We start from the raw sequence: 18,086 nt of genomic DNA on the forward strand, positions 1-18,086 counted from the left end.
TCCGTACGCGTACGAGGTGGTACCGGAGCTAAACGCTATAGCTTTTTAAAGTTAGATGCCGGTACGCCGAGCACGAACGCTCATTTTTTTGCAAGAGGTTTGGGGGCGTCAGGATAAAGACTGTCGTCAAGCGTCACGGCGTCGACATTTAAGGATGGGTAGATGAGGACGGATGCTTCGTTTGGAAAAGATCGCCTTGGCATTTTAGGAGGTATGGGCAGCGAGGCGACCGCATACTTTTTGCGGCTACTGGCTCAACGTGCGGGTGCGCAGGTCGATCAAGACCATGTCCCCTTTCTACTGCTTTCCTGTCCAGAAATTCCGGACCGCTCCACTGCAATCGAGAACGGCGACACGATTGTCCCGACAATGATCCATGCGCGTCTTGCGCAATTAGCGCGCGCGGGATGCGGCGCCGTCGCCATTGCGTGCAACACCGCTCACTACTGGTGCGATGAATTCGCAGCGGCTTTGCGGATTCCGTTCATTGATATGATCTCCGCGACCGCGCGGCAAACTGCGCTCTCAGGAGCAGGGAGCGCAATCGTGCTAGGCACGCGCTCCACGATCCGTTATCGATTGTACGATCACGCATTGAATGATGCCGGCGTGCATCTCATCGAACCTGACGATGAGATCGTCGAGCTAACAAGTGCCGCCATCTCCCTGAGCAAAGCAGGCGATCTTCCCGGCGCGTCGGCTCAACTGGCCCGCTCACTTGCGGCATGCGGTGCGTTGCACGCCGACGCTGTGATTCTAGGTTGCACCGAGCTGCCAATGGTGGTGCCTGCGGGAATCCGAGGCATTCATTTGATCGATTCGGTATCCTGCCTAGCTGAAGCTTGCGTGCAGTGGTGGCGGGCTCAATCGATGCCTGATCAGGAGGTAGAGACACGCCTTAGGCTACGATTTAGAATGGGTTGATCTGGCGTACCATCGAGCGGCCAATAAGCCCACCGCCTACCGACAATATGCCTACTCATTTTCTAACTTGTCCGTGGGAGCGCAAGGGAACTGTCCCCTTGCGCCACCCAATCAGGCCCATACTGGCAGTAGCCATGCTCAGCCCAATTCACGCACTGACTCGACCGGCAGGTCCAGAGCGGCAGTGTTAATCATGCCGCCTGTAGCACATTCAGTTTATGTCTTAGAATGCAACCAATCTGTGCAGTAGGCGCGGGCAACTCCATGTCGTAATGTTGGCAGGCAATGTCGTAAACCTCAATATTACCCATTACGTAAGGCTGCCATACCTCCGGTGAAATGGGTTGAGTCAATGCATCTCGTGCCATTGTCGCCCTGAAAAACAACATATCGCCACTGTAAATACGTGGCGAAAAACGTTGAACAAGCTGCATATTATTTTGCAGCACTGCACGGGTTTTCTCCCACAAATAGCGGCCGGCTTCCGACAGACTGCCTGCAGCGTGGCGTACAAACAGATGATAAAAATCGTCTTCGTTGATCTCTGGCTTATTATCCCATTGCACATAATCTGGCGTCGCATCGAGCACCGCTAGCAACGCAACCCGCTCACCCTGTTGTTCAAGCTGCGTTGCCATGCTATGGACCACTTTTCCGCCAAATGACCAACCTAGCAGGTAGTAAGGCCCGCATGGTTGAATACGGCGGATTTGCTGAATATAGTCTATCGCCATCGCTTCGATCGTGACGGCAGGCAACGAGCCACCGTCGAGTCCACGAGCTTGTAGACCATAGATCGGTTGATCTGCCTCCAAATGACTCACCAGGCCTCGATAGTGCCAACTTAGCCCAGTGACAGGATGGACACAGAAAAGCGCAGGTCGGGCGCCATGAGGTTGAATCGGCAGTAGCACAGCAAAGGACTCATCCTGCACGTTCTCTTGTGCCGATACACGCTGCGCTAGCACGGCAAGGGTCGGTGCTTCGAACAGGACAGGCATCGGAATGGAGATACCCAAAGCGGTGCGGCTCCGACTGATCATCTGCACCGCGAGCAGCGAATGTCCCCCCAGTGCGAAGAAATTATCGTGTCGGCTCACTTGCTCCACGCCGAGCAGCTCGGACCAAATCTCGGCCAGCGTGGTCTCGCACTCGCCCTGCGGCGCCTCGTACGCCTGGTGCGCAAACGCCTGCGCGTCCGGTGCCGGCAACGCGCGCCGATCTAGCTTGCCATTGGGCGTGAGCGGCAACGCATCGAGCCGCACAAACGCGCTAGGCACCATGTACTCAGGCAGCGTTGCCGCTACATGCGTACGAAAGGTGCCCGCTAACGCCTCATCGGGCTCGGCCACCACATACGCTACCAAGCGTTTATCTTGGCCCTCGCCCATGGCCAGCACCACCGCCTCGTGCACCTGCGGCTGCTGAACCAGGCGCGCCTCGATCTCGCCCAATTCAATCCGAAAGCCCCGGATCTTCACCTGATGGTCATTGCGGCCCAGAAACTCTAAATTGCCATCGGGTAAATAACGCGCCAAATCGCCCGTCTTGTACATCCGCGCGTTGGGATCTCGAGAGAACGGATCGTGCACAAAGCGCTCGGCGGTCAGTTCCGGGCGGTTCAGGTAGCCACGCGCCACACCCGCACCCCCAATATACAATTCACCCACCGCGCCCAACGGTACCGGCTGACCGTAGCTATCCAATAGATAAATCTGCGTGTTTGCGATCGGACGACCGATGCAGCGCCAGTGATCACTATCACCTACTATTTCATATATCGTAACGATAATCGTTGTTTCAGTCGGACCATAAGTATTCAATAAGCGCGCCTGATGGCCTCCTGCTAACCATGCACTTTGTGCCGATACGCTTAATGTGTCTCCGCCAATGAGAATCGCACGTACGCTGTTTGCAACAGCAACTTTTTCCTGAATTAATTGTGCCCAGAACTGAGTGGGTAGGTCTACCAAGCTTACGCGGTTTGCTTCGCAAAAATCCCAAAATTGCTTGGCGTCTGCCAGCCAAGCATCCGTTCTCAAAACTAACGTTGCGCCATAGCATAAAGTGCAAAAAATTTCTTCGACTGATGCATCGAAAGATAACGAAGAAAATTGCAAAAGGCGATCTCGCGAACTCAGTTCAAGTCGCTGCGCCACCACTATTCCATGGTTGACTACACTACTGTGCTGGACCAAAACACCTTTTGGTATGCCAGTGGAACCGGATGTATAGATCACGTACGCAAGATGACAGGACGTCAGCGCAGGCAACGAGGGGTTCGTGTCCGCCTGCTTCGGCAGCGTGTTTGGGTCCAGCACCGTGCGATGAGCCAAGGCCGCCTCACCCAGCGCCGCCCGGCCCGCCGCATCGGCCAGCACAATGTCCGGTGCCGCATCCGTGAGAATATGCGCGAGCCGCGCACCTGGATACGCCGGATCCAGCGGCACGTACGCTCCGCCCGCTTTCAAAATCGCCAATAGCCCCACCACCATCGCGGGACTGCGCTCCACACAGATCGCCACTCGTGCATCGGGCACAACACCCAGCTCAATCAACTGATGTGCCAAGCGATTCGCTTGCGCATTCAACTGAGCGTAGCTGAGCGTCTGCTCCTCATAGACCAGTGCTGTCGCCTGTGGCGTGCGCTCCACTTGCGCTTCAAATAGCTGGTGAATACATTGGTGTGACGGATAGTCTTGCTGCGTCGCGTTCCACGTCTCGAGCAATAACGTACGCTCAGCCGACGTCAGCAACTGAACACGCGTGACCGGATGCTGGTCGTCAGCGGCCATCGACTGCAACATCGTCTGCAAATACCCGACGTGTCGCTCGATCGTCGCGCGATCGAACAGCGCCGTCGCATAATTCAGCCAGCCGACAACCTCCCCATCTGCTTCATATAGGTGCAGGTCCAGATCGAACTTGGCCACGCCATCAGCCAAGTCCGCTGGCGTGACTTCCAGCTCCGGCAGATCCCACACGGCACGCTCGTTGTTTTGCCACGCGAACATCACCTGAAACAGCGGCGTATGCTCGAGCCGACGCGGCGGCTGCACAATCTCCACCACCTGCTCAAATGGCAAGTCCTGATGCGCTTGCGCCTCCAACGTCGTGCGCCGTACCCGCTCGAGCAACTGCGCCGGGCTCGGCGCACCCGACACATCCACACGCAGCGCCAGCGTGTTCACAAAGAAGCCAATCAGCGGCTCAATCTGAGGATGGTGACGATTGGCGCTCGGCGTGCCAATGACCAGATCGTCTTGCCCCGACAGGCGTGCGAGCACCGCGCTCCACGCCGCCAGCACCGTCATAAATAGCGTCGCGCCCTGGGCTTGGCTTAAACGCTTCAAGGCTCGCGTGATGGGTGCATCAATCCGAATCGGCACCCGTGCCCCCGCAAACGATTGCTGCGCCGGGCGTGGCCGGTCAGTGGGCAGCGCCAGCAGCACCGGTGCATCGGCCAGCGCCGTGTGCCAGTATTCGCTTTGCGCTTGTAGCCGCTCGCCCGAGAGCCACTGTCGCTGCCAGGCCGCATAATCGGGGATATTGGATCGTCAGCGCCGGTAATGGATCGGCCGGCTCACCGCAGGCGGCGCGATACAACGTATTCAATTCGCGCACCATCACGCTGATTGACCAACCATCCGACACGATATGGTGCTGCACGAGCAGCATTACGTATTCGTCGTCAGCCAACTGCATCCCGCACGCACGCATGAGCGGGCCACGGGCCAGGTCGAACGGCGCTTGGGACGCCTCAGCGCTCAGGCGCACCAACTGCGCCTGCGCATCCGGCACGCCGCGCAGATCATGCCAGGCCATCGGCACCCCCACCTCGGCGGGCAACAGTTGCACCTGCGGCTGACCGTCAACGCTGACGAACACCGAGCGCAGCGCTTCGTGACGCACAAACAGCGCATCCAGCGCTTGCTGCCACGCAGTGACATTAAGCGTGCCGTGCAGGCGCAATGCCATCGACATATGATACGAGTCGCTCGCGCCGTCGAGTTGCGCGAGGAACCACAGCCGTTGCTGCGCGAACGACAGTGGCAACGCACCGTCACGCGACACCGGCGTGATCACTGGCAGCACGGCGCTGTCCGTACGTTGCGCATCCAATGCCGCGGCTAACCCGGCCAGCGTCGGCGCAGCAAACAGCGTCGCCAGCGGCAATGCGATGCCCAGCACGGCCATCCGGTTCATCAAGCGCACCGCGAGCAATGAATGCCCCCCGAGCGCGAAGAAATTATCGTGCCGGCCGATCGGATTGACCCCAAGCAATTCGGACCAAATCTGAGCCAACGCAGTTTCGAGCTCGCCCTGTGGCGCCTCATACACTTGCAGCGCAAAAGCCGCGCCATCCGGCGCCGGCAGCGCACGCGGGTTCAGCTTGCCGCTCAATGTCAAAGGCAACGTTTTAAGCTGCACGAACGCGACCGGCACCATGTAATCCGGAAGCGTTTGGCTGAGATAGGCTTTGAGTTCGACCGGTGTCATCGCTCCACCATCAACCGCAACCCAATAGGCCACCAAGCGTCTGTCACCCGGATGATCCTCGCGTGACACCACCGCTGACTGCGCGATGCTCGGATGCTTGACCAATGCCGCTTCGATTTCGCTAAGCTCAATACGAAAGCCCCGAATCTTGATCTGCTGATCTACGCGGCCGATATATTCCAACTGCCCATCCAAGCGCCATCTTGCCACGTCGCCCGTTCGGTATAGCCGTTCGCCGGGTCCAAATGGGCTCGGTATAAAGCGTTCGGCACTCAGTTCAGGTTGGTTGATATAGCCACGCGCCACCCCCACGCCCGCAATATACAACTCGCCCTTCACGCCTAGCGGCATGAGCTCCAAATGCTGCCCCAGCACATAAACTCGCACATTGGGCACAGGTTGACCGATCGGCACCCTTCCTTCCTGCTGGGCGTCGGCCTTGAACCACGTTGACGCCATCGTGCATTCGCTTGGACCGTATTGATTGACCACTGTTACTTGAAGGCCAAACGCCTTATGCACCTGTTCACATACACTCGCCTCTAGCGGCTCACCAGAGGTCAAGATAGTGTTCAACGAGGATGCAATGGGACCCTTCGGTACACTTTCACAAAGACTACGCAAAAGGCTTGGCGTGATACTCAACAGTTTCGTCACGGACCTTTCGCGAATCACCGATATATATTGGCCTGGCTCTTTCGCCTGCTCATTGGGCACGATGATCACGCGCGCGCCTGCTGTCAACGGACCAAACAAGTCGCGCACACAGGGGTCAAAGGCAAGACCCGTAATATTTAAAATAGTATCCGCACACGTGATGGCGTAATGGCGAGTCAGAAAACTTAAATAATTGACAACGCCACGATGCGAATGCATCACCCCTTTAGGCTGCCCTGTCGAACCTGAGGTATAGATAATGTAAGCAAGATGCTCGGCGGTGACTCCACTGTCCAGTCGTGTCTTGGGACACGCGGCAATCTTGGCCCAATCCATATCCAGATCAATACGTCGTGCCTGGATTTCAGGCAGCCTCGCTTCAAGATGGGATTGCGTCACCAAGACCGCGACGCTCGCCTGGCGCAACATAGACGTTAAGCGCTCGGCAGGATGGCTTGGATCCAGCGGCAAATATGCACCGCCCGCTTTCAGAATGCCTAATAGGCCAATGACTGCCTCAAGCGAGCGCTCGGCGCATAGTCCCACCACGACTTCCGGACCCACATCTAAGGTACGGAGGTAATGCGCCAGTTGGTTTGCCCTCTCGTTTAATTGCGCATAGCTAAGCGTCTGATCCTCATAGACCAATGCCGTCACATCCGGCGTGCGCTCCACCTGCGCTTCGAACAACTGGTGAATACATTGGTGCGCCGGATAGTCCCGCTGCGTCGCGTTCCACGTCTGCAGTAACAACGTGCGCTCGGCCGGCGACAGCAATTCGACGCGCGTCACCGGGTGCGATGTGTCAGCGGCCATCGCCTGCAACATCGTTTGCAGATAGCCGACGTGCCGCTCGATCGTCGCGTGATCGAACAACGCCGTCGCATAGTGCAGAACGCCGATCATCTCTCCACCGGCTTCATGCATGTGCAGGTTCAAATCGAACTTGGCCACCTCGTGATCCCGGCCAGCGGACGTGACCTCCAGCCCCGGCAAGGCCCACGTGCCGCGCTCGTTGCTCTGCCACACGAACATCACCTGAAACAGCGGCGTATGATCAAGCCGCCTCGGCGGCTGCACAATCTCCACCACCTGCTCGAACGGCAAGTCCTGATGCGCTTGCGCCTCCAGTGCCGTGCGCCGCACCCGCTCAAGCAGCTGTGTGGCGCTCGGCTCGCCCGACACATCCAGGCGCAACGCCAGCGTGTTCACAAAAAAGCCAATCAATGGCTCAATCTGAGGATGGTGACGATTGGCACTGGCCGTGCCAATGACCAGATCGTCTTGCCCCGACAACCGCGCGAGCACCGCGCTCCACGCGGCCAGCACCGTCATGAATAGCGTCGCGCCTTGCGCTTGGCTCCAACGCTTGAGCTCACGGGTTGTCTGCGCATCGATCCGAATTGGCACATGCGCGCCGGCAAACGATTGCTGCGCCGGGCGCGGTCGGTCGGTCGGCAACGTCAGCAGCACCGGTGCATCGGCCAGCTGCGTGCGCCAGTACTCACTTTGCGCCTTAAGCCGCTCACCCGAGAGCCACTGACGCTGCCACGCCGCATAATCCGGATATTGGATCGTCAGTGCCGGCAGCGGATCCGTCTGTCCGTCACAGGCCGCGCGATACAACGTATTCAATTCGCGCACCAGCACCCCGACCGACCAGCCATCCGACACGATATGGTGCTGCACGAGTAGCATCACGTATTCGTCATCGGCCACTTGAATGCCGCACGCGCGCATCAGCGGGCCACAGGCCAGGTCGAACGGCGCTTGGGCGGCCTCGGCGCTGAGTTGGACAAGCTGAGTAGCCGCGTCAGACACGCCGCGCAGGTCATGCCAGGTCATCGGCATCCCCGTCTCGGCGGGCAACAGCTGCACCTGCGGCTGACCGTCAACGCTGACGAACACCGAGCGCAGCGCTTCGTGACGCGCCCATAGCGCATCCAGTGCTTGTTGCCACGCGATGGGGTTCAATGTACCGCGCAGGCGCAATGCCATCGGCATATGATACGTATCGCTCGCACTATCGAGCTGCGCAAAAAACCACAGCCGTTGCTGCGCGAACGACAGCGGCAGTGCACCGTCACGCGAGACCGGCGTGATCGCGGGTAGCACCGCACCGTCTGACGCGCGTTGCGCCTCGAGTACCGCAGCCAAGCCGGCCAATGTGGGTGCAGCAAACAACGTCGCTAGCGGCAATGCGATGCCCAGCGCAGCTACCCGATTCATTAAGCGCACCGCGAGCAGCGAATGGCCACCGAGCGCGAAGAAATTGTCATGCCGACCGACCGGCTCCACACCGAGCAATTCGGACCAAATCTGAGCCAGCGTGATCTCGAGCTCGCCCTGCGGTGCCTCATACGCCTGGTGCGCAAACGCGTCAGCGCTGGGTGCTGGCAACGCTCGCCGATCCAGCTTGCCGTTCGGTGTCAGCGGCAATGCATCGAGTCGCACGAATGCACTGGGCACCATGTACTCAGGCAACGCGGCCGCCACATGCGTGCGCAACGTGCCCGCTAACGCGTCATCGGGATCGGCCACCACATACGCGACTAGCCGTTTATCTTGGCCTTCGCCTGTTGCCAATACCACCGCGTCGCGCACCAGCGTATGCTGAGCCAAGCATGTCTCGATCTCACCGAGCTCAATGCGAAAGGCCCGGATCTTGACTTGATGATCATTGCGGCCCAGGAATTCCAAGTTACCGTCCGGTAAATACCGCGCCAGGTCCCCTGTCTTGTACATCCGCGCATAGGGTTCAGAGGCGAACGGATCGTGCACAAAACGCTCGGCCGTCAATTCGGGGCGATTTAAATAGCCGCGTGCCACCCCGGCGCCACCAATATACAGCTCCCCCACCGCGCCCAGCGGCACCGGCTGACCGTAGCGGTCGAGCAGGTAAATGCGCGTGTTCGCGATCGGCCGGCCAATAGGAATGCTGACGATGCCTTCCCGAATAGCGTTAATTCTATACGTCGTTGTAAACGTCGTACTTTCGGTTGGGCCATACCCGTTAATCAGTTGCTGAGGTGGCATACCCTTTAACACTTTCGCCACCACGCTGGCATCCAGTGCATCCCCTCCTACAATCAACGCCTTGAGTTGCGGAAAAACCGGCCCTAGTTCTATAAACAACTGATTAAACAGCCCAACGGTGAGCCACAAGATGCTAATGCGCTGTTCCTGCAAGGTTTGAGCAAAAGCAGCGGGATTGAGCACCGTGTCGCGACTGATAACGACAGCCGTGGCACCGTTGAGTAGCGGAGCCCAGATTTCAAAAGTACTCGCGTCAAATGCTGGGTTGGCTGCAAGCGCCACACGATCAGCAGCCCCAACATCGAGATAACCATTGTTGATGACCAGTCGGGCAATGGAGCGATGCTCGACCATCACGCCCTTGGGCATACCCGTGGAACCGGACGTATAGATCACATACGCAAGATGGCGGGACGTCAGTGCCGGTACCGACGGATTAGTCTCCCGCTGCGCCGGGAGCCTGTTCGGATCGAGCACCGTGCGATGAGCCAAGGCCGCCTCACCCAGCGCCGCCTGGCCCGCTGCATCGGCCAACACAATGTCCGGCGCCGCATCGGCGAGAATATGCGCGAGCCGCGCGCCTGGATACGCTGGATCGAGTGGTACATACGCACCACCCGCCTTCAGAATCGCCAGCAGCCCCACCACCATCGCCGGGCTGCGCTGCACGCAGATCACCACCCGGGCATCCGGCACAACACCCAGTTCAATGAGCTGATGTGCCAAGCGATTCGCCCGCGCATTGAGCTCCGTGTAGCTTAATGCTTGGTCTTCGTACACCAATGCTATGGCTTCAGGCATGCGCTCGGCCTGCGCTTCGAACAACTGGTGAATGCATTGGTGCGCCGGATAGTCCCGCTGCGTCGCGTTCCACGTCTGCAGCAGCAACGTACGCTCGGCCGGCGATAGCAATTCAACGCGCGTCACCGGATACGCTGCGTCAGCAGCCATCGCCTGCAGCATCGTCTGCAAATACCCGACGTGTCGCTCAATCGTCGCTCGATCGAACAGCGCCGTCGCATAATTCAGCCCGCCGACAATCTCCCCACCTGCTTCATATAGGTGCAGGTCTAAATCGAATTTGGCTACATCATAAGCCAAGTCCGCTGGCGTGACTTCTAACGCCGGCAGATCCCACACGGCACGCTCGTTGTTCTGCCACGCGAACATCACCTGGAACAGCGGCGTATGCTCGAGCCGCCTCGGTGGCTGCACAATCTCCACCACTTGCTCAAACGGCATATCCTGATGCGCTTGCGCCTCCAGCGTCGTGCGCCGCACCCGCTCGAGCAACTGCGCCGCGCTCGGCTCGCCGGACACATCCAGGCGCAACGCCAGCGTATTCACAAAGAAGCCAATCAATGGCTCAATCTGAGGATGGTGGCGATTGGCGCTGGGCGTGCCAATGACCAGATCCTCTTGTCCCGACAGCCGCGCGAGCACCGCACTCCATGCCGCGAGCACTGTCATGAATAGCGTCGCACCTTGCGCTTGGCTCAAACGCTTGAGCTCATGGGTTGTCTGCGCATCGATCCGAATCGGTACACAGGCCCCCGCAAACGATTGCTGCGCCGGACGCGGCCGGTCAGTCGGTAGCGCCAGCAACACCGGGGCACCGGCCAGCTGCGTGCGCCAGTACGCGCTTTGCGCCTCAAGCCGCTCACCCGTGAGCCACTGCCGCTGCCACACCGCATAATCCTGATATTGGATCGTCAGCGCCGGCAATGGATCGGCCGACTCACCACAGGCGGCGCGATACAACGTATTCAATTCACGCACCAGCACCCCGACCGACCAGCCATCCGACACGATATGGTGCTGCACGAGCAGCATCACGTACTCGTCATCGGCCAACTGCATCCCGCACGCACGCGCGAGCGGGCCACGGGCCAGATCGAACGGCGCTTGGGCCGCCTCGGCGTTCAGTCGCACCAACTGCGCCTGCGCATCAGACACGCCGCGCAGGTCATGCCAGGCCATCGGCACGCCCGTCTCGGCGGGCAACAGCTGCACCTGCGGCTGACCGTCAACGCTAACGAACACCGAGCGCAGCGCTTCGTGACGCGCAAATAGCGCATCCAGTGCCAGCTGCCACGCGGTGACGTTAAGCGTGCCGCGCAGCCGCAGTGCCAGCGAGATATGATACGAGTCGCTCGCACCATCGAGCTGTGCAAGGAACCACAGCCGTTGCTGCGCGAACGACAACGGCAGTGCACCGTCACGCGACACCGGCGTGATCACGGGCAGCACGGCACGGTCCGTGCGGTGCGCATTCAATGCCGCGGCTAACCCGGCCAGCGTCGGCGCAGCAAACAACGTGGCCAGCGGCAATACGATGCCCAGCATGGCCACTCGGTTCATCAAGCGCACTGCCAGCAGCGAATGGCCGCCCAACGCGAAGAAGCTGTCGTGTCGGCTGATTCTCTCCACGCCCAACAGCTCGGACCAGATTGCTGCTAACGTGGTCTCCAATTCATCCTGCGGCGCCTCGTACGCTTGATGCGCGAACGCTTGTGCATCGGGCGCCGGCAATGCCCGCCGATCCAGCTTGCCGTTCGGTGTCAGAGGGAATGCGTCAAGCTGAACGAACGCACTGGGCACCATGTAATCAGGCAACGCTGCCGCCACATGCGTGCGCAAGATACCTGCTAACGCGTCATCGGGATTGGCCACCACATACGCGACCAGCCGTTTATCTTGGCCTTCGCCTGTTGCCAATACCACCGCGTCGCGCACCAGCGTATGCTGAGCCAAGCATGCCTCGATCTCACCGGGCTCAATGCGAAAGCCGCGGATCTTGATTTGATGGTCGTTGCGACCGAGGAATTCCAAGTTTCCATCGGGCAAATACCGCGCCAAATCCCCGGTCTTGTACATCCGTGCATTGGGCTCGTCCGAGAACGGGTCGCGCACAAAGCGCTCGGCCGTCAGCTCGGGACGATTCAGATAGCCACGCGCGACCCCCGCGCCGCCAATATACAGCTCACCCACTGCGCCCAGTGGCACCGGCTGACCGTAGCGGTCGAGCAGGTAAATGCGCGTGTTCGCAATCGGTCGGCCAATTGGGATACTGACGATGTCTTCCCGAATAGCGTTAATTCTATACGTCGTTGCAAACGTCGTACTTTCGGTCGGGCCATACCCGTTAATCAGTTGCCGCGGTGGCGTACCCTTTAGCACTTGCGCCACCACGCTGGCATCCAGTGCATCCCCTCCTACAATCAACGCCTTGAGTTGAGGGAAAATCGGCCCTAGCTCTATAAACGACTGATTAAACAGCCCAACGGTGAGCCACAAGATGCTAATGCGCTGTTCCTGCAAGGTTTGAGCAAAAGCAGCGGGATTGAGCACCGTATCGCGATTGATAACGACAGCCGTGGCACCGTTGAGTAGCGGAGCCCAGATTTCAAAAGTACTCGCGTCAAATGCTGGGTTGGCTGCAAGCGCCACACGATCAGCAGCCCCGACATCGAGATAACCATTGTTGATGACCAGTCGGGCAATGGAGCGATGCTCGACCATCACGCCCTTGGGCATACCCGTGGAACCGGACGTATAGATCACATACGCGAGATGGCGGGACGTCAGTGCCAGCACCGACGGATTGGTGTCCGCCCGCGCCGGCAATACATTCGGATCGAGCACCGTGCGCGACGCGAGCGTCGCCTCACCGAGAGCGGCCCGACCCACCGCATCGGCCAACACAATGTCCGGCGCCGCATCCGTGAGGATATGCGCGAGCCGCTCGCCCGGATAGCTTGGGTCGAGCGGCACATACGCCCCACCCGCCTTCAGAATCGCCAACAGCCCCACCACCATCGCCGGGCTGCGTTCGACACAGATCGCCACGCGCGCATCGGGCTTAACGCCCAACTCGATCAACTGATGCGCCAAGCGATTCGCCTGTGCATTGAGCTGCGCGTAGCTCAGCGTCCGCTCTTCAACCACCAACGCCGGCGCCAGGGGCGTGCGCTCGACCTGCGCTTCGAACAATTGATGAATGCATTGATGCGCCGGATAGTCCTGCTGCGTCGCGTTCCACGTCTCAAACAGTAAGGTGCGCTCCTCTTTAGGTAGCACCTCCAACTGCTCGACCGGCCACTCGGGTGTCGTCTCCAGTGCCTCAGCCAGACTCTCTAGCACCTGCTGCATATACCCGCACACCTGATCCGGGTCTAGCGACGTCACCACCTGCGCCGTCAGTCCCAGCGCTTGACCGAAATCTTCGACCGACAGTGTCAATGGGTAATTGGTGCGCTCCTGCTCGCTCAAGAGTTCAACGCCCGGCAGCCTGCCGCTCTCACCGGTGCTAACCGCATTGTGCCGATAATTGAGCAGCGCACTGAACAGGAGCGTGCCCGCCGGCACCCCGCTACAGCGCTGTGCCAGCGCCAATGACGCATGCTCATGCTCGAGCAGCGCCGCCAGCCGCGCATGCGTCGCACGCACCGCTGCCTCCACACTGCTATCGAGGTCTACCCGCAGCGGCAGCGTATTGATAAACAGGCCCATCGCGCTGTCGGCGCCCTCCCCCGCTTGCATCCGCCCGAATAGCACCGTGCCGAACACCACGCGCTGTTGGCCACTGGCGCGTGCAAGCACCTGCGCCCACGCCAGATGGCACAGGCTGGCCAAACTTACGCTTAACCGCTTGGCGTGCGCGCGCAGCCGATCGTTCAGTGCTTGGGGCAGCATCCAGTACGCTTCGGCAACCTGTACGCCGTCTCGATGCACGTCCGTGAGCCCAAATGGCAGCGTCGGCTCCTCAATATCCGCAAGTTGCTCGGTGAAGAAACGCTCATGCCCAGTTTGACTGACACCCAGGCGCGCCTGCGCCACCAGGTTACGGAACGGTTGTGCTGCTGACAGCGTTTCACCTTCACCTTCGATAAACGCACGCACCTCCGCGTGCATCACCTCCAGCGTCGAGTGATCGCCAATTAAGTGATGCAGCAGCTGGACCGCTAACCACCGGCCATCGGTATCTTGTGCAATCGCAAAACGCAGCAGCGGCGCTTGCGTCAGGTCCAGCTGCGTATGACGCGAATCGAAGCGTCGCGCCAACTGCTCGGCAATCGGCCCCTCCTTCGCCTCCAGCGCAAGTTTGGTCACCGAAAGCGGCGCCTGCCGCCACACCACTTGCGCGGGCGTGGACAGCCCTTCCCACACAAACGCGGTGCGCAGAATGTCGTGCCGGTTGATGACCTGCTGAACGGCAGCCAGATACTGATCAAGCCGCTCGCGCGTGTCAAAAGCCAGCTGCGCAATCGCCAGGTACGGATCCCCGTCAGTGGCCAACAGATGGTGAAACAGGATGCCGTCTTGCAATGGTGACAACGCATAGATATCCTGGATGTTCGCGACACCATCGGGCACCTGTTGAACGATCCGGTCAATCTCGGCCTGCGTCAGCTCGATCAGCGGCAGCAAGTCTGGTGTGAGCGCCGTCGTCTCACGCGTGATGCGATTCGCTGGCACCGCCACGTCGCGATGCTGACCCAACGACTGGGCCAGAACGCTGAGCACCGGTGTATCGAACAACGTGCGCACCGATAACTCAAAATCAACACGCCGCAATCGCTCGATTAACCGTATTGCGAGCAGCGAATGACCACCCAACGCGAAGAAATTATCGTGCCGACCGACTCGTTTGACACCCAGCAACTCGCTCCAGATCGCCGCTAGCGTGGTCTCGAGCTCACCTTGTGGCGCTTCATACACTTGCAGCGCAAAAGCCGCGCCATCCGGCGCCGGCAGCGCACGCTGGTTCAGCTTGCCACTCAGTGTCAAAGGCAACGTTTTAAGCTGCACGAACGCGACCGGCACCATGTAATCCGGCAGCGTTTGGCTAAGATAGGCTTTGAGTTCGACCGGTGTCATCGCACCATCGTCAGCCGCGACCCAATAGGCCACCAAACGTCTGTCACCCGGATGATCCTCGCGCGACACCACCACTGACTGCGCGATGCTCGGATGCTTGACCAATGCCGCTTCGATTTCGCCGGGTTCGATGCGAAAGCCCCGAATCTTGATTTGCTGATCCACGCGGCCCATATATTCCAACTGCCCATCCGAGCGCCATCTTGCCAGGTCACCTGTCCGGTATAGCCGTTCGCCGGAGCTAAATGGGCTCGGTATAAAGCGTTCGGCACTCAGTTCAGGTTGGTTGATATAGCCGCGCGCCACCCCCGCGCCCGCAATATACAACTCGCCCGTCACTCCTGGTGGCATAAGCTCCAAATGCTGCCCCAGCACATAAACTCGCACATTGGGCACCGGCCGACCGATCGGCACCCTTCCTTCCTGCTGGGCGTCGGCCTTGAACCACGTTGACGCCATCGTGCATTCGCTGGGACCGTATTGATTGACCACCGTTACTTGACGGCCAAACGCCTTGTGTACCTGTTCACATACACTTGCCTCTAGCGGCTCACCAGAGGTCAGGATAGTATTCAACGACGATGCAATGGGGCCCTTCGGTACGGTTTCACAAAGACTATGCAAAAAGCTTGGTGTGATACTCAGCAGTTTCGTCACCGACCTTTCGCGAATCGCTGATAGATAACAGCCTGGCTCTTTCGCCTGCTCATTGGGCACGATGATCACGCGCGCGCCTGCTGCCAACGGACCAAACAAGTCGCGCACACAGGGGTCAAAGGCAAGACCCGTAATATTTAAAATAGTATCCGCACACGTGATGGCGTAATGGCGAGTCAGAAAACTTAAATAATTGACAACGCCACGATGCGAATGCATCACCCCTTTAGGCTGCCCTGTCGAACCTGAGGTATAGATAATGTAAGCAAGATGCTCGGCGGTGACTCCACTGTCCAGTCGTGTCTTGGGACACGCGGCAATCTTGGCCCAGTCCATATCCAGATCAATACGTCGTGCCTGGATTTCAGGCAGCCTCGCTTCAAGGTGGGATTGCGTCACCAACACCGCGACGCTCGCCTGGCGCAACATAGATGCTAAGCGCTCGGCCGGATGGCTGGGATCCAGCGGCAAATACGCGCCGCCCGCCTTCAGAATGCCTAATAGGCCAATGATTGCCTCAAGCGAGCGCTCGGCGCATAGTCCCACCACGACTTCCGGACCTACATCTAAGGCACGCAGGTAATGCGCCAGCTGGTTTGTCTTATCGTTTAATTGCGCATAGCTCAGCGTCTGATCCTCATAGACCAATGCCGTTGCATCCGGCGTGCGCTCGACCTGCGCTTCGAACAATTGGTGAATACACCAGTGCGATGGATAATCCTGTTGCGTCGCGTTCCACTCCACCAGCAGCCGATGCCGCTCTTCAGCATCGAGCAGATCGATCCGGCCAATCGGTTGCGTTGCATTCGCAGCCAGCGCGTGCACGAACCGAACGAACCGACGCTGATGCGCGTCGAGCTCTTTCACCGTATAGCATGCGGGATTCGCGTTAAAGTCGATCCGTAATTGACTACTGTCCGGGACCCAATAGACATCGAGCACCAGATCGTCAACTGGACCATTGAGCAGATTATGGTTCGTCGACGGGTAACCATCGAACGACATATCGTAGTCGAACGGCATCACATTAACCGTGGCACCGAATAGCGCTTGTCCTGGAGGCAGCCCCAATCGGCACCGTAGCGCCTCGCTCGGGTAGCTTTGATATCGGAAGCCGCGCTGGATCTGCTGCGCGGCTTGCTGCAGCAATGATGACAAGTTCATTCCCGACTGGATTGTGAACTGCAGCGGGATATCATGCGCCAGCGTGCCGGGGATGTACCGATCCGCGCCCAAGCGAGCCGTCACTGGCAAGCCCAGCACCACGTCCTGCACGCCGGTCATCCGATGCAAATACACGGCCAGCGCAACTGTAAGAATTTGGGCTAACCGACCTGTATCTGACATAAAGTCCCCCAGCGCCTGAGTCGGCAGGTAAGCTGTTTGGCGCAGCCGGTGCTGCGAGAGTGGTGCGGCACGACTCACCAGCATCGTGGGCTCTGCCCAATCGGCGCATTGCTTGAGCCAATACGCTTCGTCTCGTTCTCGCTGAGCGGCCGCCTGCTGCGTATCGCTGTCCAACAGCTGCAGACCCAAGCCAAACGCACACGGCTCAGGCTTCTTGCCTGCGCGCATTGCGCTGTACACCTGCGCGACGCGTTGCGCGATGAGCACAGCGCCATAGCCATCTATGATGATATGGCAGTAACGCTGATACCAAATCCATTGTTCAGAAGCGACTTTCAGTAACGCATAGCAAAAGAGCGGGCCTTGCACGAGATCCACCGGCTGCTCATAATCGGCGCGCATCCAGGCTTGCGCGCTTGTGTGAGGATTAGCCTCTGTATTAAGATCCAACATCGGCATCGACCATCCGGGTAATCCAATTGCCTGCCGCAGCCCCTCGCTACTATCGACAAATTGCAAGCGCAGGTTGTCCACCTCTCCGATGACTTGGCACAATGCGGCTTCAAACACAGCCGGATCAATCGCGCCTTTGATCACTGTGTATTGGGCAATGTTGTCGGCTGGAACGTCTGGATGAAGCTGCTGCGCGAGCCAAATTTCCTTTTGCTCAGAAGAAAGCGAATACGTCGCAAGGGGTGTCGCGCTAACAGCCATCAATTTATCTCCAATTTAGATAAAAGATTTATTTGATTTAAGATACGTGGTTCGCCCCTCCCCCACGTATTGAGGTACCGTCAAGGTTCGGGGCATATTGTACGTCAGCGGCCTGTAATGTAACCTTTACCCGGCTTACCTTGGCGCAAAATTGCTTATCAGGTGCAACTTCGGCCAGGGCTGCATCTTTTAGCTGCTTGGTTCAATTCATTGTGCACCGCAGTTATCGTAATGCAATGGACTCCACCCACCCCAACCACAGCAGCATAATCCGTCTAGCCGGGTAGCGAGCGGCGTTAAACCAATATGAGACAAGGAATCCTTATGGATTGCGTAGCTACCGTGATCGATCTGGATATTTCATAGGATGT

At 58.9% G+C, this 18,086-nt stretch carries 3 protein-coding genes; 1 reads left to right on the forward strand and 2 read right to left on the reverse strand.

The annotated features are described in order from the left end of the window. The first annotated feature begins 162 nt into the window (after positions 1–162). Positions 163–924 carry an aspartate/glutamate racemase family protein gene (locus tag RBRH_RS08655; protein WP_013435806.1) on the forward strand — a complete coding sequence of 254 codons (762 nt, stop codon included), beginning with the start codon at positions 163–165 and terminating at the stop codon, positions 922–924. A 191-nt stretch (positions 925–1,115) separates the two neighbouring features. Here RBRH_RS08655 and RBRH_RS21095 read toward each other — a convergent pair whose 3' ends face one another. Together RBRH_RS21095 and RBRH_RS08665 are read right to left on the reverse strand one after the other, a co-directional pair. Beyond that, positions 1,116–4,472 (reverse strand): non-ribosomal peptide synthetase, encoded by a 3,357-nt coding sequence (locus RBRH_RS21095; RefSeq protein WP_332415385.1) that lies wholly within the window; start codon positions 4,470–4,472, stop codon positions 1,116–1,118. Next, positions 4,354–17,715 (reverse strand): non-ribosomal peptide synthetase, encoded by a 13,362-nt coding sequence (locus tag RBRH_RS08665; RefSeq protein ID WP_049786408.1) that lies wholly within the window; start codon positions 17,713–17,715, stop codon positions 4,354–4,356. Before RBRH_RS08665 ends, RBRH_RS21095 begins: the two co-directional genes overlap by 119 nt. Positions 17,716–18,086 lie beyond the last annotated feature (371 nt).

The organism is Mycetohabitans rhizoxinica HKI 454 (genome assembly GCF_000198775.1).
GTDB lineage: Bacteria > Pseudomonadota > Gammaproteobacteria > Burkholderiales > Burkholderiaceae > Mycetohabitans > Mycetohabitans rhizoxinica.